Origin of the sequence: Lacinutrix mariniflava (genome assembly GCF_001418015.1) — a bacterium.
Classification (GTDB): domain Bacteria; phylum Bacteroidota; class Bacteroidia; order Flavobacteriales; family Flavobacteriaceae; genus Lacinutrix; species Lacinutrix mariniflava.
Window position 1 is genome coordinate 280,207 of sequence record NZ_LIQG01000026.1, and the last position, 25,962, is coordinate 306,168.

Consider the following 25,962-nt stretch of genomic DNA (forward strand, 5'->3'; position numbering starts at 1 on the left):
TACTAATTTATTACACCAAACACCACAGATAGACGAACTACATGTTTCTTCGGTAAAAAACAATATTTTTTTTAAACCGAATTTTATTCTCAGGATTTTAACAGTTTTAGTTACTAATTTCTATGTTTATTTTGATTTCGTTCCCAAATTCATCAACAACTGTAACACTATGCTTTCCTTCTTTTGGAATAATATCCAAATCGTGAATATCACTAGTGTTTCCAATAAATAGGTTGTCTAAATACCAATAGAGTTTGCTTTTTGGTTTTGAGTGTGCAATTTTTAAAATAAGTGCATTTGTTTTTCCGTCAAAATCTTTTGGCAAAAATATGGTACTATTGTCTTTAGGATAAATAAATTGCATGCTTGCTTGTTCATTTCCAACACAATCATTTCTTAATGGAGGTAGTTGTTTATAGAATGGATTTTTAGATTTATAATAATATTCCATTAAGGGCGGGAGCACAAACCAAGACGTATTTGAAATGGCACTTAAATCTTCGCAGGAAGAATTAACCTGATGCGTTTTAGATGCATCTAAGTGAATTAATTTATGGTAAGGACATGGTTTTGTTTTGAGCCCACTATTTTGAATAAATTTTTTAATACTATCCTCACAATATTGTCCTGCTCTGTATCCACTTTGTTTGCAAATATTTACTTCCTGCATTTCGTCAAATGGCTTAGCAAACCAATCGCTATTTGGTAATAAATCGAACACATCAAAAAGAATAGGAGCCGCAGCTTGAACACCAACTAAACCTGGTCGCCCTTCTCCGTCGGCGTTGCCAACCCAAACACCAACTACATAATCTTTTGTTGTGCCAATAGCCCAAGCATCGCGAAAGCCAAAGCTTGTACCTGTTTTCCATGCAACTTGTTTAGAATTGTCAAAAAACTCCCAGTTTTCATCACCTTCTGGCCTGTTAACTTCTTTTAAACTTTCGTAGGTTAAATAAATTGATGCAGCATCAAACAACGTTTTTTCTGTCGATTTTTTTCCGAAGTCAATAGTTTCAGAGTCGAAAAAAGTAGGTTCACAAAATTCATTTGCATAATACTCGCTTGAAGACTCATTAAAATGATTTAAAGTCGAAGAGAAACTCGCGTAACTTTTGCATAAATCCCATAGATTACTTTCTGCACCGCCAAGAATTAAAGATAAACCGTAATGGTTTGCATTGTATTTAACGTCTTTTAGTTTTAATTCTTTTAAGTAATGATGAAATCTATCTAAACCAAAATCTCTAAGCATTCTTACAGCAGGTACATTTAAAGAGCGTGATAAAGCGCGACTTGCCGGAACAGCACCATCAAATTCTTTATTATAATTTTCTGGAACATAACTACCAAATTGTGTTGGTACATCTGCTACTAAAGTATTAGGTAATAAATCTCCAGCATCTAACATTGCTGCATAAAGAAATGGTTTTAAAATACTTCCTGTGCTACGTGGCTTATCAATAATATCAACATCTTTTTGGTTTTTATTTGTTGTTGGAGCGTTGCCAATATAGGTTAGTACTTTTCGTGTTTTTACGTCTAAAACGAGAACTGAAATATTATGGATTTCATTCTGTTTTAATAAATTATAGTGATTATAAACAACGTTATTTGCTTGCTGTTGAAGCTTGTAATCTATTGTTGTTTTTATACGTTCTCCATAATTTGACTTTGCAATTTTTTGGAGTAAATGCGGAGCAATTTGTGGTAAAGGATATGGTTTTTGAGGTAAACCTTCTGCAATTGATAAATTATAGGTTAATGAATCTATAATTTTTTTATCAACTAATTTTGCTAGTAAACGATTGCGTTTTTTTAATAAGCGTTCTTGATTTTTTCCAGGATAAATTAAACTTGGTGCGTTTGGTAAAACGGCTAATGTTGCACTTTCTGCCCAAGACAGTTCGTGCGAATTTCTATTAAAATAACGCCAAGATGCTGCGTCTATACCTACAACATTGCCTCCAAAAGGAGCGTAACTTGCATAGTAAGCTAAAATTACTTCTTTACTGTCTCTTAATTCTAAACGTGTAGCTAGAATTATTTCTTTAATTTTTTCAAAATAGGTTCTTGACTGCCCTTTTCGCGATAAGCGAATAACCTGTTGTGTTAATGTGCTTCCTCCTCGTTTTACTTCTCCAGAATTAATGTTTTGTTTAAGTGCTTTAAAAATTGAAATAGGATTGAAACCAGGATGTCTGTAAAAGTATTCGTCTTCAAAATTAATAATACAGGTTTTAAATTTTTCTGGGACGCTATCGTTTTTAGGAAACCGCCATTGTCCATCTTCAGCAATCTGTGCGCCTAACAATGTGTTATTGTTACTTGTAATTGCAGTTGTAGTTGGATCTTTAAAGAGTTGTTTGGGAAGGCAGAAATAATAGGTAAGTAAAAATATAGCGATTATGCTCGACTTTATTTTATTACGTTTTATGTAGTTTATTATTTTCATTTTTCATTTCCGCGAAGACGGAAACCTTTTTTCATTAATTGCTTCTCGACACAATTTTCTCTCCCTAAAGTTTTCGGGATAAAAATCACTAGAAGTGACATTATTTACTTAACTCATACTCACGTTCCACTTTACAAATTTTTACATTATACCACGAGTACCAATCTTTAATGCCTTTTTGTTGCGCTAAAACATGATCTGTTTGTTGTTTCCAATTTTTAATCGATTCTAAACTTTCCCAATAACTAACAGTGATTCCTACTTCGTTTTTAGCAGAATCTATACTAATAAAACCGTCTTGTTTTTTAGCTAAAGATTCCATTAAATCTGCCATATCATTATAACCGTTGTCTCCTTCGGTTCTGGTAGAAGTAAAAATCACTGCGTAGTATGGTTTAAAATTTTTCATTACTATTTATCTTGCTTTGGTATTGTAAAGCTTACTGTTTTCTCTGTAACATTATCTTCAAAATCGGTTAAAATAAATTTTAAAAACACTTGATTTGTAGACACGCTAATAGGAAACTGAGTTGTATTACTTATCTCTTTTATACTTTCCATCCAATTTTCTCCACATTTTTCTGAAACAATCGCTTTTAAATCTTCAATAGAAAAAGGAACAAATTGTTTTGCATCTGCATCAGTATAGGTTAGTGTTTCGAATCTTGTTTTGTTTATTTTTTTTATGGGTTTCCATTCAGATTGGTACTGCTTCCATTCACTTAAATCGCAAAGAGAAGTTTCGTCTAAAATATTTAGTGTGTTTTGGTAGCGTTGTAAAATTTTTACACTCTTATAATTATTGTTTTTAATTTCAATAGTTTTTTTACCAGATGTGTTTTTTACATGAATTCCAATATTTAGATTGTCTTTAGTTGTTAAGTCTAAAAGATCATCATCATTATAAATGGCGAGATTTTTAATATGAATATCGGCTTCGGTAAGTTTGATATTTACAATTTTGGCCATTTTATTTTCAGATAAAAAACCATTAAAAACATAGCCTTTTAAATCTTGGTAGCCATTCATTTTAATTTTCACCCATTCACCTTCAACTTTTTTGCCTTGATCTAGTATAACTAGTTTTTTGTCTGTTTTTTCAATAACCTCAACAGCTTCGTTGTACATTAGTCTTCCTAATTTTGAAGCACCAATATCTGGTAATTCTCTAATCGTTAAACCGCTGTCTGCAGTAACATAAGCGTAATCTTGACTGTAACTAAATGTTACAAATAATAATAAAATTGCTGTGATAAAATGTTTTGTCGTTTTCATAATGTTTGTGTTTTAAATTAATATGACAGTTAAACATTTTAGTTGGTTTGGTATCACTTGAAACAGTTTCTAAAAGCGTCCTTTTAAGTTTTCGTTTTAATTGACATTGGTTTTTTTTATTTGCTTTAAGATTACTGCTTTGCCAAATTTATTTTAACAAAGCAGTAATTAGATTATTTTTCTACGGTTACCCATTTTCCTTTTGTGCGTACTAAAAACTCGTTATCGTACATGGCTTCTGCTTGAACGCCTGGTAAATAATAGGTTCCTAAATACGATGCGTTAAGCATAACATTAAAGGTGTTGGTTCCATATTGTCCTTTTTTATTTAAATCGAAATAGAAATTAACACGATCATCTCGAATGTCCGTAAAACGAGCATCGCTTCTTTTGGCAGCATTACCAAAAGCAGTAAAACGTGTGTTTACAATTTCCCATCCCGATGGAAAAATTTGTGTTAATGCAACATCTGTTACGCGTTCGTTTTTAAGATTTGAAACGGTTACGGTTGCAACAAAATCCTGACCTTGTTTAAGGTTGTCTATTTCTATGGCATTTCCTTTTAAGTCTTTGTAAACAACACTTGTGCTTAAACCTCTTTGTTCTACTAATTCTTGTCCTAAAGGTAATTTTCCAGAGTTTAAAACGCGAACATAAACAACATTGCCTTGCTTATTTTTAAAGCTTAATTTGTTATTGCCATTGGTTACTTTAAGCTCTCTTTGTGCAATAGCACTTTTTGTTTTTATGCTTTCAGTTTTACCATTAATTGTATATTCTAAGTCTAGAGATTTTCCGCCATTGGCTTTAACCATTTTTGCCATAGCAAGCAAACTATACGCTGTTGTTTGTGTACTCATCCAGCGGTTACTAGACAGGTCTTTAGCCAAGGTTTTAGATAATTCCTGCATTCTAGAGTCTTTAGTTAATATCATAGTTTCTAGCGCCATTGCACGGTTTCTATCTATAGATCCGTAAGTGTAATAGTTATATCTAGGTGCTACAAATTCTATATTTGCTATTTGGGAAATGGCTTTACTTGCTTCCGTTTGTCCTGCTAAAGCATAAGCTGCTGCTAATCTCCATTTCGCTTCGTTAGAAATTTCACTAAATTCTTTTAGCCTATTCATTGCTCCTAAATCTGGACTTCCTGCTAAAGCTAAAGTATATAATCTATACGCTTGTGCTAAATCGCTATTGTAAGATTTGTAGCTTGGTCTCCAGCTTCTGGCTGCTTCTTTTTGGTATTTTATCCAATTGCTTTTGAAGGTAAGCGGAAGTACGAATCCTAGTTTTTCGGCTTCAATCATAAAATGACCAGAATAACTTGTTCCCCAATCATTAGCATTATTTTCTCCCATCCAGTAGCTCATACCTCCATTTGGTCGTTGGAAGTTCCCTAAACGTTTAATTCCGTTTTCGATATTAGATTGAATTTCTTGTTTTTTCTTCAACGGAATATCGAAAATTTCATTTAAATATAACTGCGGAAACACTCCTGACGTCGTTTGTTCAACACAACCATGAGGATATTGTACTAAGTACTGTAATCTTCTAGAGAAATCCATTGGTGGCATAGTTGAAAACTCAACCGTAGCACTATTTGAGCCAACGACTCCAAACGTATCGAAATCTAAGCTTGCTGAAGCAGATTTCTCTAAAGTTTGATCGAGCGCTTTAGAACTTATTGGGTTTACGTTCTCTACATCTAACTCGACTTTGTAAGTCGATTTTTCTCCATTTCCGGTAGCAATAACTTCTACTGTGTTTATGCCATTTGCTTGACTTACATCTAGCTCGAAATAAGCCATTTGCTCGTCTGGTTTAGCAAACGTTAATTTTTTTGATTGCTCACCAATTATTTTAATACCATTACTTAATTTAAGTTTAATATCAACATTTTTAATATTAGGTTCCATTGCAAAAACAGTGACAGGAAGCGTTACTTTTTCGCCAGGACTTAATTTTCTTGGCAAAGTAGCTAAGACCATTAAAGGCTTTTTAACCTCTACAGATTTATCTGTGCTTCCATAAGCTTCTGTATTTGTATTTCCTGCAACTACCATTGTTCTTACTGCTCCAATATAATTTGGCATTTTAATGGTATGCGTCTTTCTTCCGCCAGCTTCCATTTTAAAAGGACCTAATACTTTTACTACAGGCTTGAAACGGTTTGCTTTTTTGTTTTTACCTCCATCTGCACTTCCATCTCCACCGATAGCGAATATTTGATCGATACTACCACTATAAGCGCCAATAACATCATCATAAATATCCCATGTTTTTACACCTAAAGCTTCTCTGGCGTAGAATGCAGACCATGCGTTTGGTGTTTTAAAGCGTGTTAAGTCTAGCAAACCTTCTTCTACCATTGCAATAGTGTACGTCATTGGTTTATTATTTTTTTCTGAAACAATAACCGTAAACTCTTCCTCTGGACGTAGTACGCTTGGCATTCTAATTTCTGGCTCAAGTTTAGTGTTTGGATCTTCTACTAAAAGCGGAATAACACCATATAAACGTAATGGTAAATCGTTTGCAGTTTGCGCGTGTGGCTGTAATAATGAAATATTTACAAATACATTTGGAGCCATAGCTTTAGTAATAGGCACATCTACAACTGTTTCTCCTGCTTTTGTTTTTATCCATTTCTGCTCGATAACCTCAGTGCCATTTTCAACCGAAATTAGTGCACGACCTTCAGTTCCGGAAGGGAATGTAATTTTTGCAGTTTCACCAACATTATAATTTTCTTTATCTGCAGAAAACACTAACATTTTAGCAGCTTCCTTATCTCCACTTGGTTGTTTTTTCCACCAGTTTTTGTAAAAATAAGCTGCACGACCTGTTGCATGTCCACTTTTAGGATCGTAAACTCTAATTAAATAACGTCCGCCTTCTTCTTCAGGAACATTAATAGTTAAGCTTGCTTTTCCTTTAGAGTCTGTGTTAACTTTACTGTTCATATAGGGTTTATGAAACGAGCTTGAGGTGTACTTTGATAAATTATCGTAAGATGAATTCCACCACCAACGCCATTCAACTTTATAGACTTTAATTTCTAGTCCATTACGTTTTATAGGGTTTCCTTGATCGTCGACAACAACAATATCGAAGGTTTGGTTTTCGTCTGTATAAAAAGAACCGTAAGCACGACCTTTAGGAGAACGCAATCCAACAAAAGATTTGTAAGGTGCATATTGTTTTGAAAAAGCATCCATAGAAAAATCTCCACCATTCTCGAAAGCGCGAACTAAAAACTGTACGTTCAACATACCTGGTGCATTTTGCCCAACACTTAGTTTGTTCTTGATTTCAGTAAAACCATCTTCATCTACATTACCTTCAAAAACATTTAATTCTTCTTGAGAAAAAGAACGCGAAGGATCTCTAAACACATATTGCTTGTAGTTTTTAAAAGGAGAATACGAATTACTAAATTTTGCTTTAATTTCTGTTCTAACATTTTTAGCAGGTGCTCCATGTAACCAGTTGACATTAAGTGTTCCATTTAATGCTTCGCTTCCAGAGAGTACTTCATCTTTAAAATCTACTTTAATTTTTAATCGGTTAGGTTTTACGGTTTCTACTTTTAAACCTTTATAAAAAGTCGCTCCACCAACGCTTACTTTGGCGCTCCAATTACCCGTTTTGTTTTCGGTAGAAGTAGGTACTATAAATGTATAGAAATCGTTAACACTCTCACTTGTTATTTTCTTGTAAGCTAGTTTTCCATTAGGATCTGTAACTTCCATTTTTACAGGATGACCTTTTGGTAATTTGTTACCATTATCGTCTAGTATAAATGTAAGGTGAAGTGAGTCTCCAGGTCTCCAAACACCACGTTCTCCGTAAATGTAACCTTTTAATCCACGTTGTAAATGGTTTCCAGAAACATCAAACTTACTAAGCGATAAAGCGCGACCATCTCGTAATTTTATATATGTTTTATTATTGCCTTTGCTAACAATAACAAAAGAAGCATGACTATTGGTTTCTATTTTTGCTAAACCTTGACTATCTGTAGTTGTGCTAGAAATTTCTTGTTGTTGGTAATTGTACAATGTTACTTTTGCAGCAGCTTCAATATCGGTATTAAGGATATTTGTAACCGCAAAATAATAATTGTTGTTCGCTCCTTTTTTTACAATAACACCTAAGTTAGATGCTAATAAATTTTGTGAAACCTCACGGTCTTCGTTATAATAAGCATCATGACATGGGTTATCGCGTTCTCTCCAGTTGTAGCTTCTGCTTCTATATCTGTAAGTTAAATTATCCCAGTATTCTTCTTCTAATTCGTCTTCATCTTCGGTCGAACTTTCTTCATAATTATAGTAATCGTCCTCATAATATTCATCTTCGTAGTAATCGTCGTTATCTTCAGAATTTGTGATGTTTTGGTTTACAGAACAATCGTAAAAAGAGTAATCCTTTTTAAAACTTAGTTCTATTCTGTAAAGCGCACCAGGATCTGCTTTAAATATTTTAGATAAATCTGCACTGTAGGTTTTCCATTTACCAGTGTTTTCTACACCATCATTTACTAAGGTGATAGTTTGTTTTGCTATGCGACGCCCAACTTGTTTAATACTGTTGCTATTTCCGCCTTGCAACTCATTGTCTTGTAAAAACTGAAGTACGTTGTCTTCGAATATTTTAATTACTTTTAAATCAACCTTTTTAAGGTTTACGGCTTCAAAATTGAATTTTAATTCTTGAGAGTTTGGTAAAATTACACCGCTATTAACTAGGCGCACTTCTGGTTTTACTTCTTGAAAAGAGATGGTTTCGGAAAATGGCTTTTTAAGTTTATAGCCTTCTGTGTTTTGTATGCCTTGAAAAACATCAACCTGAACATTTCCTGTGATTTTAGAATCTGGATATGCTTTTAATACATTACCGTCGACAATATATTTTGGATTTTTAATATTCTGAATCGTTACCAATCCATCAAAATTTTGCTGTTTTTTAATAGGGTCAGAAAAGTTGATTAATAAATATTGTTCAGGATTTTGAACTACATCAATTTTTGTAATAGTAAAGTTGTTTTTTCCAGGTATTGCAACAGTGTTTTCTCCAGAATTGTCAGCATCGATGGCTTTTCCATTCCACTTTACTAAAATATCGCTGTCTTCTATTTTACGACTTATACTATCAATTTTAAATTCGAAACCTCTAGAAGGTACTCGGTCTTCGTTCCATTCTATATTTAATTTTTTTCCATCTTGAGAAGCTTCAACTAATTGTTTCGCTTGGTCTATTGTAATGTTGTCTGCAGATTTTACAGCACCTAATAGGTATTGCCATTCTTTACTGTAGGATTGTAAATCGTTTGTAACGATATTAAAACTTGGAGTAATGGTTTTAAATTGAAACGTATATTCTGAAAAACCTGAAGGCATATCTTTATAAGCTTTATTTAATTTTACTGTAACCGAATATTCCGTATCAGCTTTTAAAGGCTCATTAGGAGTAAAACTTAAAGCATGCTTGTTTACAACTTTTAAATTTCCGGATACATTAGGAGATATAGATAGTATACTACCGTCTACTTCCTTACCAACTTCCCATTCTTCAACTTCTTTAGTTAAACTAATTTGAATACTACTTCCTGTAGAAACTCTTCCTGAAGTGGTGTAACTGATGTAGTCTTTAAATTTAAAAAGATTATCGGTTTCAGTGACTTTCTTTTTACAGGATAGTGCCAAGGAGATACAGAAGATCAAGGCAAAAATTGATTTTAGTTGCATAGGAGTTGGATTTTAAAGTTAATTGCGATGGAAGAAGACAGGTAAGAGTATTCTTGTTAATATAATTACGCTACAATGTTTAGTTTTGGTCTTTGGTTAGTTGTTATGATTTTGTTAAAATTTTATTTACTATAAATTTACATTATCTCGTAAAAGTTTTTCGACCTTCAAATATAAAAAAACAAAAGCGGGAAAAACACACCTTATTCAGTTAAAATATAATCCCTGAAAATTGGGATATAGTAAGCTCTCTCTTTTTTATTAGTGATAAAAATAGACTTGTAATTTTAGATGCCTAATTGTCTGTTTTTTAAAATTACAATAATTTATAAACCGCAGATTTATTAGTATATTTACATGAAAATTTAATAATTCATAAAAACATAAGATATATAATGGCAATTTCAGCTGATTTCGGAATAAAAGAAGCCTTACAACAAATAGGTGTTAAAGATGTAAACGACGGAACATCTACAGGTTTAAATAACTTTGGAAGTGGAGAAACAATTTCTTCATATTCTCCAACAGATGGTTCTTTAATAGGAAAAGTAACGACAACTACAAAAGCAGATTACGAGAAAGTAATGGATGCAGCAACATCTGCATTTTTAACTTTTAGAACAATGCCTGCACCTCAAAGAGGAGAAATTGTACGTCAGTTTGGTAATAAATTAAGAGAATTAAAAGAACCTTTAGGAAAATTAGTTTCTTATGAAATGGGAAAATCTTTGCAAGAAGGTTATGGAGAGGTTCAAGAAATGATTGATATCTGTGATTTTGCAGTAGGTTTATCTCGTTCGTTAAACGGACAGACTATTCCATCTGAAAGACCACAGCACGTTATGAGAGAACAATGGCATTCACTTGGTGTTGTTGGTATTATTTCTGCATTTAACTTTCCAGTTGCAGTTTGGGCTTGGAATACAGCTTTGGCTTGGGTTTGTGGTGATGTTTGTGTTTGGAAAGGATCTGAAAAAGCTCCTTTATGCTCAATTGCTTGTCAGAATATAATTGCTACAGTATTAAAAGAAAATAACTTACCAGAAGGAATTTCTTGTATTATTAATGGAGACTACAAAGTAGGAGAAATGATGACTACAGATCATAGAATTCCGTTAATATCTGCTACAGGTTCTACTAGAATGGGACGTATTGTTGGTGCAACAGTTGCAGAGCGTTTTGGAAAAAGTTTATTAGAGTTAGGAGGAAACAATGCCATTATTATTACACCAACTGCAGATTTAAAAGTGGTTGTTCCTGGTGCAGTATTTGGTGCTGTTGGAACTTGTGGACAACGTTGTACTTCTACTAGAAGACTTATTATCCACGAATCGGTTTACGATAAAGTAAGAGATGCTATTGTTGGTGCTTATGAGCAACTAACAATTGGTAATCCTTTAGATGAAAAAAATCACATCGGACCATTAATAGATAAAGATTCTGTAAACACTTATTTAGCTGCCATTGAAAAAGCAAAAGCTGAAGGTGGAAAGGTATTAGTAGAAGGTGGTGTTTTAGAAGGTGAAGGATACGAATCTGGATGCTACGTAAAGCCAGCTATTATTGAAGCTAAAAATGATTTCGAAATTGTACAGTCTGAAACTTTTGCTCCTGTTTTATATTTAATAAAATACTCTGGAGACGTTGAAAACGCTATTGGTGTTCAAAACGGTGTTGCTCAAGGCTTATCTTCTGCAATTATGACTAACGAATTAAAAGAGGCTGAAAAGTTCTTATCATTCGCAGGATCAGATTGTGGTATTGCAAATGTAAATATTGGAACTTCTGGTGCCGAAATAGGTGGTGCTTTTGGTGGAGAAAAAGAAACTGGTGGTGGACGTGAGTCTGGATCAGATGCTTGGAAAGTTTACATGAGAAGACAAACAAATACTGTAAATTATTCAGATGAATTACCTTTAGCACAAGGTATTAAGTTTGATCTATAATATTTAGGTATTAAGTTATATTATAAAGCCACATCGAAAGATGTGGTTTTTTTTATTTTTAGACGCAACCTTTTTAGTTTTATTGCATCTATAAAAAGTAGTACTAACCAAACGAAAAGCATATGTATAAAAAAACCACGCTTATACTATTAGTAATATTCCTTGTATTTAGTTGCGAAGTGCAATTCGATAGAAATGTTAGGATTGAGACTATTGGTAAAACGGTAGATGAGAATAGTCTTGCTATTCCAAATGTATTTGTTGGCGTTTATACAGAAGCAGCAAGGTTTACGGGTTTTTATCCTACTTTAAATGGAGATAGAGATTATCTTTTAGGAAGTAATCATAGTGATGAGAATGGAATTTTCTCTGTAACATCTTTGTTTGATAGTGATCAAGATTTTTTCATTTTTGTAGATGGAGGTGATTTGCGTACAAACTATATTTATTCTTCGGATACTTTTGATTTTGAGCCTCAAAATTTTCTCTTCAATCTTGATGAGGTACATTTAAAAAAGAAAGCAAATATCAATTTTAATATCACGAGAACAAGTGCTCCAGGAACAACTCTTGATTTTCATATAAGCTACCAAAGCCCATTGTGTGAAGAAGTTTTTGTTAATGGCGTTTTAGACGAAGCTCTTAGTAATTGTAATAGAATGGAATCTATTTATAGAACTTTAAATGATGACGAAGAACAGTATATGGGAACTTTAAACTCCTTTGTTACCGGAACAATTCAGTTTAGTTATAGTATTAATGGAGGAGCAGAAATAATCGAAAACTACGTAATCAATCAAGATAATTATGACATCAACTTCAGTTATTAAATTCAGTCTAGTTTTCTTTTTATCACTATTAAGTTATTCCGCTCTATGTCAAACAGAAGTTATTGCAGAAACTTCTAAAACATCACGAGAATCAATGGCCGATAATGGAGTTAAGGGTTCTTTTGGCGTCGCCTACAACATAATAAATCCATCTGGAGATAAATATGTAGGGTTAGCATATAAGGGAAAAGGAGGCTACAATTTAAAATTTAAACTATTTGTTTATAATGGTTTCTTTATTGGAGGCTCAGTAGGTTCTTCTTATTTTGAAAACACAAATATCAGTATAACCGGAAATTATGATAAAACACGTGTTGGTAGTCACTATCTTTTTTTAGGATATGAATATCGTCCAATAGAAAAACTTGCCTTTGGTATTAACGCTAGTGTTCTAGGAGAAGCAAGATACAAAAATGAGTACAGAGGTGGAAATGAAGCGTACCAAGTAGACAGGGCTAAGTTAAGAGCATTTGAAGCTAGTGTTGATTATTTTATCGCCAAAAACTTCTCTATTAACATCTCTTATACTTATCGAAATGATAAGACAAAAATCCGTACGTCGTCAAATTTACAATCAAGGTTCGATCGAGCACAATTCTCAATCATAGGTTTGGGGTTTAATTTTCAATTCGGAAAAGATGCCATTATATCCAATTCTAAGGAACTTAAAACTGTGATTACTAATTATTTGTAGTTACTTAATCGCTGATTTTACTGATTTTATCGATTTTTAAGACTATTTGTTTTAATTTCTTACATAAACTGTTAAAATTAAACAGTTTTTTAATAACTTAAGGCTCAATAACTTAAAATAAAAATTATAATGAGTAAAAAAACCAGTTATCTTCTTGGTATTTTTCTAACCATTATTCTTGGTACTATTTTGTACTACTTTTTTTGTTGCAAGCCATGTTTGGAAGCCGCAAATAAAGAAGCAGAAGTCGAGAATATTATTGTAGAGCCAGAAGTGAAAGCCACAACAAAAAATGCATTTTCGATAATAGATTCGAAAAGCAGTTTGAAATTCGATGCTAAAGACAATTTTAATTTTAAAAGTTCTGCTTTTTCTATTATAGAACCAGTTTCAGACGGCTTAAAATCACAAATCGAAAGACTCTCAACATACCTAGCAGACAATCCAAGCAAGACTGTAGAAATCACAGGACACTACACTGAAGAAGAAAATAATACATCTGCATTTCCAAATCTTGGATTTGCAAGAGCAAATGCCGTAAAAAACTATTTTGTTTCACATGGCATGTCCTCTAAAACAATCAACACCTTCGGGAAACTAGACGATGGATTAGTAGCAGATGCTACCAATATTCATTACGGACCGCTGTCTTACACTATTAATACTAGAGACGCTAACGACACTAGCGAAGCAGAAAGTTTAAAAGTTTTAAGAACAGATATAAAAGCGAATCCATTAGTTCTTTATTTTGAAAGCGGAGCAGCATCAATTAATTTAACTGCCGCACAGCGTGAAAAAGTAGCAAAAATGTCTAGATATGTTGATAAAACAGATGATGCTACTATTCAAATTATTGGACATACAGATAATACAGGAAGCCGAGAGACTAACACAAGGTTAGGAAAAAATAGAGCAGATTTTGCAAAAAACTACTTAGTGCAAAACGGTATTCCAACAACAAAAATAAATACTTCTTCTAAAGGGCCAGACGAACCTATTGCTGATAATACTACAGATGAAGGTAAAGCAAAAAATAGAAGAGTAGTAGTAACATTAAAATAATCATTAAAAAACATATATAATTATGACTTTATTAATATCAAACATACCATGCTGGTTAATACCATTATTAGTTGGAGCTATTTGTGCAATTTTAGGATACTTATTAGGGAAGCTTTTAGGAGGAGGAAGTAATGAAAGCACTAATGAAGTAGACGTAGATGTTTACAAAAATAGAATAGCAAAATTAGAAGCAGATTTAGCAGCTTGTAAGTCAAGTAAAAAATCTACATTTTCAGGAGGAAATTCCTCAGGAGAAGCAACTGTAAAAGCGCCAGTGGTAAAAGTTCCAGATGAAGTAATAACTACAGCGTCAACTGCAAGTTTTGCTGCTGGAACGGTTTCTGGAAAGCCTGCAGGAATTACAGCTGTCGCTTTTGATGGAGCAGCAGCAAAAGCGGTATTGGGCAAAAAGGTTATTCAAGACGATTTAACAGTTGTTGAAGGTATTGGTCCAAAAATTAAAGAACTATTCCATAATCATGATGTAAGAACTTGGACTGAATTAGCAGACTGTTCCGTCGATAAGTGTCAAGAGATATTAAAAAGTGGAGGTAAACGATTCGAAATCCATAAACCAGGAACTTGGCCAGATCAAAGTAAAATGGCTGCTTTGGGACAATGGCAAAAATTAAAAGAATGGCAAGATGCCTTAGACGGTGGAAAGTAAACATCCTTCTATTAAATAAAAAACCGTTTCTTCATACTTTGGAGAAACGGTTTTTTTCACCTTAATTCAGTGCTATTGCTTTAATGCGATAAACACAGACTATAGTTCTGATTAATAAAATTGTAAACACATAATAATACAAATGTTTTAATATTATCAAATGTATAATTGGTAGTTAATTTTGTATCGTTAGCTATTCTATATTTAGTTATATTTTACTTTGCGTAATATTCTTATAGACTCCTTATACCTTAGGTAAATAGCATTATTGTAAGCTTTAAGATAAGGTTTCGCTTCATTGAGTTTCTCTATAGCATCATGAAAGCCATTTAAGTAACAAATTAAAAAAGTAGCAGGTAAATTATTAAGATCATTTTCTTGAAGCAGTGTCAGTTTGCTTCCCTTTTTTAACCGCTCTACTAAAGCATTATTAGAATTGTAAATATGATGTAATACTGTTTTGTCAAATTCGGGAGCCTTGAATATTAAAGTGCTATTAATACTATAACTAGCATTATCCTGAAACTCAATTACGGTTTCTTCTAATGGATAATATTTATAATTATCCTGAAGCCCTAAAGACACATATTCTACAATTTTAAAGCTATTATTATCAAACGAAATTGAGACTTCGTCTAACGCCGAATAGAATAAACGTACTTGGTCGTTAATAAGCGCTATATCTACACGAGAAAAAAACACTTCGTCTTTTACTACTTTTTTTTGACCAGCCCAACACAATACAAAATACTCTTTAAACACTTTGTATCGCGGATTATAGTCCTTACGCTTATTCATAAAATCGAAAACACCATCAAGCGTATGTTCTATATTATTGTGTGAGTTCCTCTCTATAGCACCTACTATTTTAGAGTTTACATCCTTAATATTGCTTTTAAAAACCTTTGGCATGCTTATGCTTCCATCTCTAAAAAAGACTGTACCTCCATAATATTTCCAAATATTTTTTCTAAGAGAAGTTAAGCCTCCAATAGCTCGAATAGTCACAAGACCAACTACTTTGTGGTCTGGCAAATGCGGAAACGGAATGTTTTCATATTGTATAATTGGAGGATTAGTAAGATAAGCATTAATAAGATTTTGAATTTTAGAATCGTCAAAAAAATCAACACCTCGTATGCTATTATCCTCATCCTCTACTCCAATAACTATAAAAGAATTGTTTTTAGGATTACTATTTGAGAGTGCACAAATGTGCTTTAAAAACTTAGCTTTACCTTCTTTTTGTCCAATATCAATTTTTCGTTTTTTATCATAAAAACTATTCTCATCGTTGTGAGCTAATAAGTTTTTAATTAAAAGACGTTTGTTAATCATGTTCTATAACTCTTGTAAAGGCGAGAGTCTCTTTAATTATTTAAAGATTTAGTTTCAGCAATTATAACACCAAACTCACCTTCTAATTGCTCCCATTGTTTTGAAGGCAAGTAGGTTTTAGATACAAAGCCATCTAAATATAGTGCATTCTCGCAACCTTTATCTTTAAAAAACAGAGCGAAGTCGTAAAAATTAATTTTCTCCTTAGACATCGCAAACAAAAGATCTCCATTTGGTAAAACGCCAACACCGTTTCTTATGTTTAAATTAGATGAGCCTTTATTAAATTTTGGATGTAACGTTCCGTCAATAACTAACATTGGTCCAGATTGCGTTGCATAATCAATAGCGTTGTAAATTTTAAAATCTTGTGTTTTAGTAATTATTGGCATACCATTTTCGGTAATTAAAAACACACCATTTGGCTGTAAATAGAAGTTACCAAAACCTTTATCAATAGTATCTAACTTAGATAGTATTTTACCTTTCTCCACGTATAAACCTTGAGGCGAGAAATCTTTTTTATACATACCTCCATTCATCGCGAAAACTAAAGCTTCTTTATTACTTTCAACTTCTGTTTTAAGATTATTAAAAGTTTGAATAATAGAGTCTTTCTTGTTTTTCCAATAAAATTTTAATGATTGTTTTTTTGGATTAATTCTATAAGTTAAAATCCTTAAGTCTTGAGTGTTTTTAACTGAAGTCTTAGAAAGGATAGCAGTTTTTCTGCTTTCATTTTTACATGAAAGCATCATAAAACAACCTATTAATATTAAAAGATAGTTTTTTAACCTCATAATAATTCAATTTCTTTTTTTAGATTATCTCTAGCCTTAGCTTCGTATTTATTCTTAAAGTCGTCCGTAAAATATAATGTTTCCCTATTTAAAAAATGTTTTAAGACTTTTTTACGACCAGGTTTGTACATGAAATCTGGATAGATTTTATATTCGTTTCTAATATTCTGAATGTACTTATGGTAGGTTTCCCAGTCCGAACCTAAAATGGATAAATCTAAATCTAAAAGATAAGCATTGTCTTGATTTTTCTCCAAAACAAGTTCGTGATTTTTAGTTGAAACAATCAGTTTTTTAATAATTTTTACTCTGCTTTCATCAAAACCGAATGTATTTAATCGTTTTTCAGCAAAAAGAGCACTTTTCTCTTCATTATCCTTTTTAGACGATTTATAGACAATATCATGATACCAAATGGCAAATTTTAAAACTTCTAAATCTTGAATTTTAGCTTTATAAGTTTCAGCTTGCAATAACATATTATAAATATGCTCTAGATTATGATAATGCCTAGTTTTATGTGTGTAATTAGTTTCAATTTCAGTCCAAAATTCTTCAGCTAAAGTATTATTACAATATTTAGAAACTAAGCCGTGCCATTCATTTTTTAACCAATTTATCATATCTGTTTCTTAACAATGGTACTGCTCGCTTGCGCAGTACAAAACATTAATACATCTGCAATATTAACATGAGCAGGTCTAGAAATTGCAAAGTAAATAACATCTGCAACATCTTCAGGCTGCAATGCTTTGTAACCTTTATAAGCATTATCTGCTAGTGCATCACCTTTAAAACGCACTTGTGAAAACTCTGTTTCTACCAAACCAGGATTTATGGCGGCCACTTTAATTCCAAACGGATTTAAATCCATACGCATGCCTTCGGTTAAAGCAACAACAGCGTGCTTACTTGCGCAATACACGTTACCTTTTGGATACACTTCTTTTCCTGCAGAAGATCCAATATTAATAATGTGCCCAGAACTTCGCGCTGTCATTTGTGGGATAATAGCCTTACTAACATAAAGTAGTCCTTTTACGTTAATATCCATCATGGCGTCCCAATCGTCTAAGCTACCTTCGTGTATTGGGTCTAAACCATGTGCATTTCCCGCGTTATTAATTAAAATATCTATATGCTTAAAGTCTTCGGGTAGAGCATCTATAGCAGAAAAAACAGCTTTTTTATCTCGAACATCAAAATTTAGTATATGTACATCGGTAAGTTTACTCAGTCCTTTTTGTATGGTTTCTAAACGCTCTTGACGTCTACCACATAATATTAATCTAATACCATTTTTAGCAAACTCATGAGCCGTTGCTTTTCCTATACCGCTCGTTGCTCCAGTAATTAATGCTGTTTTTTTATTTTCCATATCTTATGTTTTCACTATTTACTATTTACTATTTACTATTTAAGGCATTTCATGCCCTTGACTGGCAGCTAAAATTAAAAACCAATCTTCTAAATCCAAATCTATATTTACTGCTTTGGCAGCATTAGTCATTCTTTTTAAATTAGTTGTACCAATTACCGGATGAATGTTTGCCGGATGTTTTAAAACCCAAGCCAAAAGTAATTGGTCTTCTGTTGCGTTATATTTTTCTAATAATTCGCCTAATTGTTTATGTATTCGCCTTGATTTATCGCTGTCCTCTCTAAACACAGAACCTAAAGGAGACCATGCCATTGCGCTAATAGTCTTTGTTCTTAGATAATCAAGCATACCATCTTGCATTGCTGTGTGCTGCGTTAATGAAAACTCAATCTGGTTTACCGAAACCTCTGTATATTTTGAAATAAGCTCTATTTGCGATGCTGTAAAATTAGAAACACCAAAATTCTTCACTTTACCACTGTCGAGAAGTGCTTTAAAAGCTTCAGCTATAATTTCAGGTTCCATTAATGGACTTGGCCTATGTAATAAAAATAGATCTAAATAATCGGTATTTAAATTGTCTAGGGATTTTTCCGCGGAAGCGATAATATACTCTTTATTGTAGTTATAGTGTTTTACCTTATTTCCTGGCCTTGCTTTACCTTGAAGCTGAATACCACATTTAGAAATAAACTGAACACTACTTCTATCTACTTCGGTTTCCTTGAAAGCATCGCCAAATTTTTTTTCGGTTGTATAATCTCCGTAAATATCTGCATGATCGAATGTTGTAATACTATTATCTATACAATGGTCTATGCGTTTTATAATTTCTAACTTAGAAAGTGAACCTCCCCAAATCCCCCAAGTCATCGTTCCAGCAATAATTTTTGAGTAGTTGTTTTTTGTCATTAAAAATTTACTTTTTATTCCCTCTTTAAGCAGAAGTTTTTTTACGAAATGCTAATAAAACCTTAAAAATACCAAACAAATAGCTATTACTTCCTTTAAATGCTTGAATTTTTAACCAATTGTTAACACGATTGCAAATATAAAAGTAACAATTTGCAGTTCTTAATTTGAGGTATTATATTCGACCTTTAAAATTTATAAAAAGATGGAAGAAACAGGTGCAATTGATATAAAATCAATTAACGAAAAAATTGAAAAAGAAAGTGCTTTTGTCGATTTACTAGTTTATGAAATGAACAAAGTAATTGTTGGTCAAACACATATGATCGAGCGTTTGCTTATTGGACTTCTAGGTCAAGGACACATTTTACTTGAAGGTGTTCCCGGTTTAGCAAAAACGTTAGCTATTAACACACTGTCTAAAGCAGTTGATGGTAGCTTTAGTCGTATTCAGTTTACTCCAGATTTGTTACCTTCAGATGTTGTAGGTACACTTATATTTAACATGAAAGAGAATGATTTCTCTATTAAAAAAGGACCAATATTCGCAAATTTTGTACTTGCCGATGAGATAAACAGAGCACCTGCCAAGGTACAATCTGCCTTATTAGAAGCGATGCAAGAAAAGCAAGTAACTATTGGAGACGAAACGTTTATTCTGGATAAACCATTTTTAGTAATGGCTACAATGAATCCAGTAGAACAAGAAGGAACTTACCCACTACCAGAAGCACAAGTAGATAGATTTATGCTTAAAACTGTGATTCATTACCCTAAAAAGGATGAAGAGCAGTTAATTATGAGAGCGAATTTAAAAGGCTCTTGGGAAAAAGTAAATCCTGTGGTTTCTGTAGCACAAATTTTAAGAGCTCAAGATGCGGTTCGTGAAGTGTATATGGATGATAAAATCGAGAAATATATATTAGATATTATTTTTGCAACACGTTATCCAGAACAATATAGGTTAGAAGATTTAAAACCTCTAATCTCTTTTGGTGCTTCACCTCGTGGAAGTATTAACTTGGCAACTGCTGCAAAATGCTACGCATTTATTAAGCGTCGTGGTTATGTAATACCAGAAGATGTTCGTGCAGTTGTACACGATGTTTTACGTCACAGAATTGGTATTACTTACGAAGCTGAAGCTGAAAATATTACAAGTGAAGATATTATTAACAAGATTGTAAATGTTGTCGAGGTACCTTAAAAAATAGTTGGCAGTTATTAAGTCTTCAGTTAGCAGTAGCTTACTCGAATTCTTTTTTTGACTGCTTACTGATGACTGCACACTGCATACTTAAAAAAAATGGATACTAAAGAATTACTAAAAAAAGTACGTAAAATAGAGATTAAGACACGTCGTTTGTCTGATCATATTTTTGGAGGCGAATACCATTCGACTTTCAAAGGTCGTGGTATGACTTTTTCTGAAGTTCGCCAGTATCAATATGGAGATGATGTAAGAAATATAGATTGGAATGTAACAGCAAGAACCAATCTACCACATATTAAAGTTTTTGAGGAAGAACGAGAGCTAACCATGTTATTAATGGTTGATATTTCTGGTTCAGAATTGTTTGGTACAGACCAACAATTTAAAAATGAAATTATTACAGAAATAGCTGCAACGTTAGCTTTTTCAGCTACTCAAAATAATGATAAAATAGGATTGATTTTATTTTCAGATCAAATTGAACTTTACATTCCACCTAAAAAAGGACGTTCTCATGTTTTACGTATTATTCGCGAACTAATAGAGTTGAAGCCTAAAAGTAAAGGTACGAATGTTACCGAAGCTTTAAAATTCATGCGAAACGTTATGAAGAAAAAGGCTATTGTTTTTCTGCTTTCAGATTTTATTGCAGACGACTACAAGCAAACGTTAAAAATTGCTGCCGGAAAACATGATATTACCGGTATTCGTGTCTATGACAAAAGCGAAGAAGCAATCCCAAATTTAGGAATTGTACAAATGCAGGATGGAGAATCTGGAGAGCTTATGTTAGTAAATACAGGCTCTAAAAAAGTAAGACAGAATTATAGTAATTTTTACAACGAGAAAGTGTCTTATTACAGAGATAGCTTTGCTAAATCTGGAGCTGGAAGTATAGATTGTCGAGTAGATGAGAGCTACGTTAAAAAATTATTAGGCTATTTTAAAAGAAGATAATTAAGCGAATGATGAATTATAAATTACGAATAACGAACTTTAGACACAATCAATTAAAACAATTGGTTTTGTCTTGTGTATTAGTTCTTTTTTCTTTGTTCTCTTATAGTCAAGTTAAAACAACTATAGACTCTACTTCTATTAAAATAGGAGCGCAAGTTACTTATAAAATTGAAGTTGATGTAGACACCACATCGTTAGTTATTTTCCCGGAAGGTCAAACATTTTCTCCTATGGAAATGATTGAGTCTTACACCATAGATACTACAAAAAAAGACGATAGATATAACCTGATTAAAAAGTACGGATTAACGCAATTCGATTCTGGAGCGTATACCATTCCGAAGCAAAAAATATTAATTGGTTCTAAAGCGTTTTACACAGATTCTTTAAAAGTCGAAATTAGAGAAATTGTAGTAGACACAACAAAACAAGGCCTTTACGATATAAAACCAATAATTACAGTTGAAAAAAGCATTGGTAATTGGTGGAAGTATCTCCTCTTAGCTTTATTAGTAATAGCACTAATAGGTTTTCTATTATGGTGGTTTATTTGGAGAGTAAAACCTTTAACAGAAGAAGAAGAAATAGCATTATTACCACCTTACGATCGTGCAAAGTTAGCATTGAAGCAGTTGGATGAAAGTAGCTACCTTCAAAACGAAAATTTAAAAGGTTATTATTCAGACTTAACGTTTATTATTAGAAAATATCTAGACGAAAAGGTTTACGATCATGCTTTAGAGAGCACAACAGATGAACTTGTTTCAAGATTAAATTTATTAAAGGATGGCAATCAAATAGAGTTAAGTAAAAATGATATTAGAAATATTGAAACCATCTTAAAGCGAGCAGATTTAGTAAAATTTGCAAAAGGAACGCCAGATGTTGCTTTAGCCGAAATAGATAGAAACACTATAGATTTAGAAATCGATCACGTTAAGGAAGCTTTACCAGAGCCAACCGAAGAAGAAAAACTTAAAGACAAGCAATATAAAGAAGATCAAGAACGAAGAAACAAAACAAGAAAAATAGTTTTAACCGTTGGTATTGTTGCCTTTTTATTGCTAGGAACATTAGTTGGCTTAGGTTATAAGTATGGCTTTAGTTATGTAAAAGACACTATTTTAGGTCACGAAAGTAAAGAGCTATTGGAAGGAGAATGGGTAACAAGTGCTTATGGTGCTCCACCAATTATAATTGCAACACCAAAAGTTTTAAAGCGTATTGAATCTCCGGTAATAGAAGGTCAAGAAAACCAACCAAAATCGAGTAGTTTTTCTTACGGGACTATGTTAGACGTCTTTAATGTAACAGTAAATACAATGCAGTTTCCTAAGCAGGAAAGAGCCGCAGAAACTCAAGAACAAGCTAACGCTCCAGAGGTTGATTTAGGTGCAATTTCTGAAAGAGCACTGCAAGGCATGGAGGCTCAAGGAGCCAAAAACATAGTCGCGTTAAAAGATAAGTTTACAACAACAAATGGAGCCGAAGGATTAAAGTCTTACGGAACCATGAATATCCCAATACTAGGAAGTGATAAGTTAAGAGAAGCAAAGTTTAGTTTTGTGCTATTTACAGCAGAAAATATATTACAACAAGTGGTTATTATTTACCCTGAAGACGACACTTATGCAGACGATATAGTGGAACGCATATTAAAATCAATAGAACTAAATCCAAAAACTGAATAATGTTTGAAGGCATAGAATTTTTAAACAAAGGATTTTTCTGGTTGCTATTATTGCTACCATTAGCTATGCTTTGGTATTTTTTTAAAAATAAACAACAAACCGCAGCGCTTAAAATATCAAGCTTAAAAGGGTTTAAGGTAACTAATTCGGTATTACCAAAACTTAAGCATTTATTATTTGCTTTAAGGTTGATTGCTCTAACGTCCTTAATAATTGCATTAGCAAGACCAAGAACAGTCGACGTTTCTACAAAAACAAAAAAAACAAGAGGTATTGATATTGTTATGGCAATAGATGTTTCCGCAAGTATGTTGGCCAAAGATTTAAAGCCCAACAGATTAGAAGCCTTAAAGGAAGTCGCTTCAGAGTTTATAAAAGGACGACCAAACGATCGTATTGGTATTGTGGAATATGCGGGAGAAAGCTATACAAAAACACCAATTACAAGCGACAAAAGCATTGTATTAAGGTCGCTTAACGATATTAGATACAATACCATTATCGAAGGTGGAACAGCAATAGGAATGGGCTTAGCAACCTCTGTAAACAGGTTAAAAGATAGTAAAGCAGAAAGCAAGGTTATTATTCTATTAACAGATGGTGTAAACAATGGTGGCTCTATAAACCCAAAAATAGCAAGCGAGTTAGCCCTAGAGTTTGGTATAAAAACATACACTATTGGTTTAGGTACAAATGGCATGGCTTTATCACCCATTTCCATGAAACAAAACGGACAATTTCAATACGGAAGAGTTAAAGTAGAAATAGATGAAGAGCTCTTAAAAGAAATAGCAGCAGTTACAGGCGGAAAATACTTTAGAGCAACAAACAATAAGAAATTAGCAGAAATATACGACGAGATTAATAAGCTTGAAAAAACAGAAATAGAAGAGTTTAAATTCTATAATTACGAAGAAAAATTTAGATTTTTTGTTTGGGTAGCAGGAATTCTACTCTTGTTCGAGTTGTTATTAAGAATTACGGTTTTTAAAAGTTTTGTTTAATGATTGTATTGCAAAGTAATTATCAAGAAAAAGCACAAATAAACAGTAAATGCAGTTAGAAGAAAAAATATGGTTTTGGGCATTGCTAATCATTCCAATAATATTGGTACTGTTTTTAGTGCTCCAAATTTGGAAACGTAAAACACAAAATAAATTTGCTAATCAAGCAATTTTAAAACGTTTGAGCCCTAATAAATCGCTATTTAAATCGGTATTAAAAATTGCCATATTATGTTTAGCTTTTGCCAGTTTAACAATGGCTTTGGTTAATCCAAAAATTGGCTCTAAATTAGAAACGGTAAAACGCGAAGGCGTTGATATTGTGTTTGCGGTAGACGTATCTAAAAGTATGCTTGCTGAAGATATTGCACCAAACAGATTAGAGAAATCGAAACAATTAGTCACTCAAATTATAAATAATTTGGCAAGTGATCGCGTTGGTATTATTGCATATGCAGGCAAAGCATTTCCGCAATTACCAATTACAACAGATTATGGCTCTGCCAAAATGTTCCTCCAGAATATGAATACAGATATGATGTCTTCACAAGGAACAGCAATTAACGAAGCCATAGAATTAGCAAAAACATATTACGATGACGACCAGCAAACCAATCGTGTTTTGGTTATTATTTCCGACGGAGAAGACCACAGTGAAGCGGCTGCAACAGTAGCCGAAGAAGCTAACGAAGCTGGTATTAGAATATTCACCATTGGTGTTGGTAGTGAAAAAGGAGGTCCAATTCCTATTAAGAGAAATGGTGCTATTTTAAGTTACAAAAAGGATAGGCAAGGAGAAACCGTTATTACAAAGCTAAACGAAGAAACTCTAAAAAATATTGCTAAAGAAGCAGATGGTGTTTATATAAACGGAAACAATACAGGTAAAGTAGTTGAGCAAATAAGAGATATTTTAAATAAAATGGATAAAACCGAATTCGAGTCTAAGCAATTTGCAGCTTACGAATCGCAATTTCAATGGTTTTTAGGTTTTGGAATTTTACTTTTATTCATCGATATTTTTCTATTAGAACGAAAAACAGCTTGGCTGAAAAAGCTAAACTTGTTTAATGAAAATTTATAAAATCCTTAACAACAATCAAATCAAGGGTTTCATATATTTATAGGTTGAAAATAAGCAATGAAAAACATAATAACTTACATACTAATTTTTACGGTTTCTTTCACTTTTGCACAGCAAGAGGAAAATGAAAAAGCACTTGAAAAGTTAAATCAAAAAACTAATGATTTAATTAGTGATGCTAATGATTTAGCGAGTAACGACGAATTTGTTTCAGCAGAAATGGAATATAGAAGAGCTATTTCTAATAAGCCTACAAGCGTTGCTGGTACATATAATTTAGGGCATTCATATTACAAAAAAGGAAACTTTGAAGAAGCGTTGTTTCGTAATCAACAAGCTACAAAAAATGCAACCGATAAATTAGAGAAACATAGAGCGTTTCATAATATTGGAAACATATTAATGCAAGAAAAAAAATGTAAAGAAGCTGCAGAGGCTTTTAAAAACGCATTAAGAAACAATCCTTTAGACGAAGAAACACGTTATAATTATGCACTAGCGAAAGAATGTGCTAAAAACGAAGAGCCACCTCAAGAAGAGGATAACAAAGACGACAAGAATAAGGACAAAAAAGAAAACGAAGACCAAAAGGATCAAGATAAAAAGGAAGATCAAGGAGAAGACCAAGAGGATAATAAAGACAAAGGCGAGGACGACAAAAAAGAAGGAGACGAGAACGAAGATGAAGGCAAACCAGATGAAGAGAAAGAAAAAGACGGTGAAGGAGACGACCAGAAAAAGGAGCAACAAAAACCTCAACAACAACCTGGAAAATTATCACCTCAGCAAATAAAGAACCTGTTGGAAGCAATGGACAACCAAGAGCAGAAAGTGCAAGACAAAATGAATGCTGAGAAAGCAAAAGGTGCTAAAATACAAACAGAGAAAGACTGGTAA

General features: G+C 32.8%; 20 protein-coding genes. 11 read left to right on the forward strand and 9 right to left on the reverse strand.

Going from position 1 to position 25,962, the window contains the following annotated elements; all coding sequences use genetic code 11:
- Positions 1–106: 106 nt before the first annotated feature.
- From pbpC to ASC44_RS08265, 4 genes are all read right to left on the reverse strand, one after another.
- Positions 107–2,455, reverse strand: coding sequence for a penicillin-binding protein 1C (pbpC, locus tag ASC44_RS08250; protein WP_055447126.1), 2,349 nt, complete (start codon positions 2,453–2,455; stop codon positions 107–109).
- Between the two features lie 100 nt (positions 2,456–2,555).
- Positions 2,556–2,864, reverse strand: coding sequence for an antibiotic biosynthesis monooxygenase family protein (locus ASC44_RS08255; protein WP_055447127.1), 309 nt, complete (start codon positions 2,862–2,864; stop codon positions 2,556–2,558).
- 2 nt (positions 2,865–2,866) lie between these two features.
- Positions 2,867–3,730, reverse strand: coding sequence for an SH3 domain-containing protein (locus ASC44_RS08260; protein WP_055447128.1), 864 nt, complete (start codon positions 3,728–3,730; stop codon positions 2,867–2,869).
- A gap of 173 nt (positions 3,731–3,903) precedes the next feature.
- On the reverse strand, positions 3,904–9,483 hold the full coding sequence (locus ASC44_RS08265) for an alpha-2-macroglobulin family protein (RefSeq protein ID WP_055447129.1): 5,580 nt from the start codon (positions 9,481–9,483) through the stop codon (positions 3,904–3,906).
- A gap of 395 nt (positions 9,484–9,878) precedes the next feature.
- On the opposite strand from ASC44_RS08265, the gene amaB reads away from it, so the two are divergent.
- From amaB to ASC44_RS08290, 5 genes are all read left to right on the forward strand, one after another.
- A complete protein-coding gene (gene amaB, locus ASC44_RS08270) occupies positions 9,879–11,429 on the forward strand; it encodes an L-piperidine-6-carboxylate dehydrogenase (protein WP_420835939.1) in 1,551 nt (516 codons plus the stop codon).
- A gap of 122 nt (positions 11,430–11,551) precedes the next feature.
- On the forward strand, positions 11,552–12,259 hold the full coding sequence (locus ASC44_RS08275; RefSeq protein ID WP_055447131.1) for a hypothetical protein: 708 nt from the start codon (positions 11,552–11,554) through the stop codon (positions 12,257–12,259).
- Positions 12,237–12,953: an outer membrane beta-barrel protein gene (locus tag ASC44_RS08280; protein WP_152973297.1), complete on the forward strand. Its 717-nt coding sequence runs from the start codon at positions 12,237–12,239 to the stop codon at positions 12,951–12,953. Before ASC44_RS08275 ends, ASC44_RS08280 begins: the two co-directional genes overlap by 23 nt.
- Before the next feature lie 129 nt (positions 12,954–13,082).
- A complete protein-coding gene (locus tag ASC44_RS08285; protein WP_055447133.1) occupies positions 13,083–14,015 on the forward strand; it encodes an OmpA family protein in 933 nt (310 codons plus the stop codon).
- 22 nt (positions 14,016–14,037) lie between these two features.
- Positions 14,038–14,682 carry a hypothetical protein gene (locus tag ASC44_RS08290; RefSeq protein ID WP_055447134.1) on the forward strand — a complete coding sequence of 215 codons (645 nt, stop codon included), beginning with the start codon at positions 14,038–14,040 and terminating at the stop codon, positions 14,680–14,682.
- A 204-nt stretch (positions 14,683–14,886) separates the two neighbouring features.
- Here ASC44_RS08290 and ASC44_RS08295 read toward each other — a convergent pair whose 3' ends face one another.
- The 5 genes from ASC44_RS08295 to ASC44_RS08315 are packed head-to-tail and all read right to left on the reverse strand — an operon-like array spanning position 14,887 to position 19,113.
- The gene (locus ASC44_RS08295) at positions 14,887–16,020 is read right to left on the reverse strand and encodes an ATP-binding protein (protein WP_055447135.1); all 1,134 of its coding nucleotides are present in this window, start codon (positions 16,018–16,020) and stop codon (positions 14,887–14,889) included.
- Between the two features lie 32 nt (positions 16,021–16,052).
- Entirely contained in the window at positions 16,053–16,820 is a 768-nt protein-coding gene (locus tag ASC44_RS08300; RefSeq protein ID WP_241491420.1) for a phosphodiester glycosidase family protein, read from the reverse strand.
- The gene (locus tag ASC44_RS08305; RefSeq protein WP_055447136.1) at positions 16,817–17,443 is read right to left on the reverse strand and encodes an HD domain-containing protein; all 627 of its coding nucleotides are present in this window, start codon (positions 17,441–17,443) and stop codon (positions 16,817–16,819) included. The genes ASC44_RS08300 and ASC44_RS08305 overlap by 4 nt, the downstream gene beginning before the upstream one ends.
- Positions 17,440–18,198, reverse strand: coding sequence for an SDR family NAD(P)-dependent oxidoreductase (locus tag ASC44_RS08310; protein WP_055447137.1), 759 nt, complete (start codon positions 18,196–18,198; stop codon positions 17,440–17,442). Before ASC44_RS08310 ends, ASC44_RS08305 begins: the two co-directional genes overlap by 4 nt.
- Before the next feature lie 39 nt (positions 18,199–18,237).
- Positions 18,238–19,113 carry an aldo/keto reductase gene (locus tag ASC44_RS08315; RefSeq protein WP_055447138.1) on the reverse strand — a complete coding sequence of 292 codons (876 nt, stop codon included), beginning with the start codon at positions 19,111–19,113 and terminating at the stop codon, positions 18,238–18,240.
- 205 nt (positions 19,114–19,318) lie between these two features.
- Between ASC44_RS08315 and ASC44_RS08320 the strand changes: the two genes are divergently transcribed.
- From ASC44_RS08320 to ASC44_RS08345, 6 genes are all read left to right on the forward strand, one after another.
- Positions 19,319–20,320, forward strand: a complete 1,002-nt coding sequence (locus ASC44_RS08320) for an AAA family ATPase (protein WP_055447139.1) — start codon at positions 19,319–19,321, stop codon at positions 20,318–20,320.
- A 99-nt stretch (positions 20,321–20,419) separates the two neighbouring features.
- A complete protein-coding gene (locus tag ASC44_RS08325) occupies positions 20,420–21,283 on the forward strand; it encodes a DUF58 domain-containing protein (protein WP_055447140.1) in 864 nt (287 codons plus the stop codon).
- Between the two features lie 11 nt (positions 21,284–21,294).
- The gene (locus ASC44_RS08330) at positions 21,295–22,977 is read left to right on the forward strand and encodes a hypothetical protein (RefSeq protein WP_055447141.1); all 1,683 of its coding nucleotides are present in this window, start codon (positions 21,295–21,297) and stop codon (positions 22,975–22,977) included.
- Entirely contained in the window at positions 22,977–23,981 is a 1,005-nt protein-coding gene (locus ASC44_RS08335; protein WP_055447142.1) for a vWA domain-containing protein, read from the forward strand. Before ASC44_RS08330 ends, ASC44_RS08335 begins: the two co-directional genes overlap by 1 nt.
- Before the next feature lie 49 nt (positions 23,982–24,030).
- A complete protein-coding gene (locus ASC44_RS08340; RefSeq protein WP_055447143.1) occupies positions 24,031–25,065 on the forward strand; it encodes a VWA domain-containing protein in 1,035 nt (344 codons plus the stop codon).
- 57 nt (positions 25,066–25,122) lie between these two features.
- Positions 25,123–25,962, forward strand: coding sequence for a tetratricopeptide repeat protein (locus ASC44_RS08345; protein ID WP_055447144.1), 840 nt, complete (start codon positions 25,123–25,125; stop codon positions 25,960–25,962).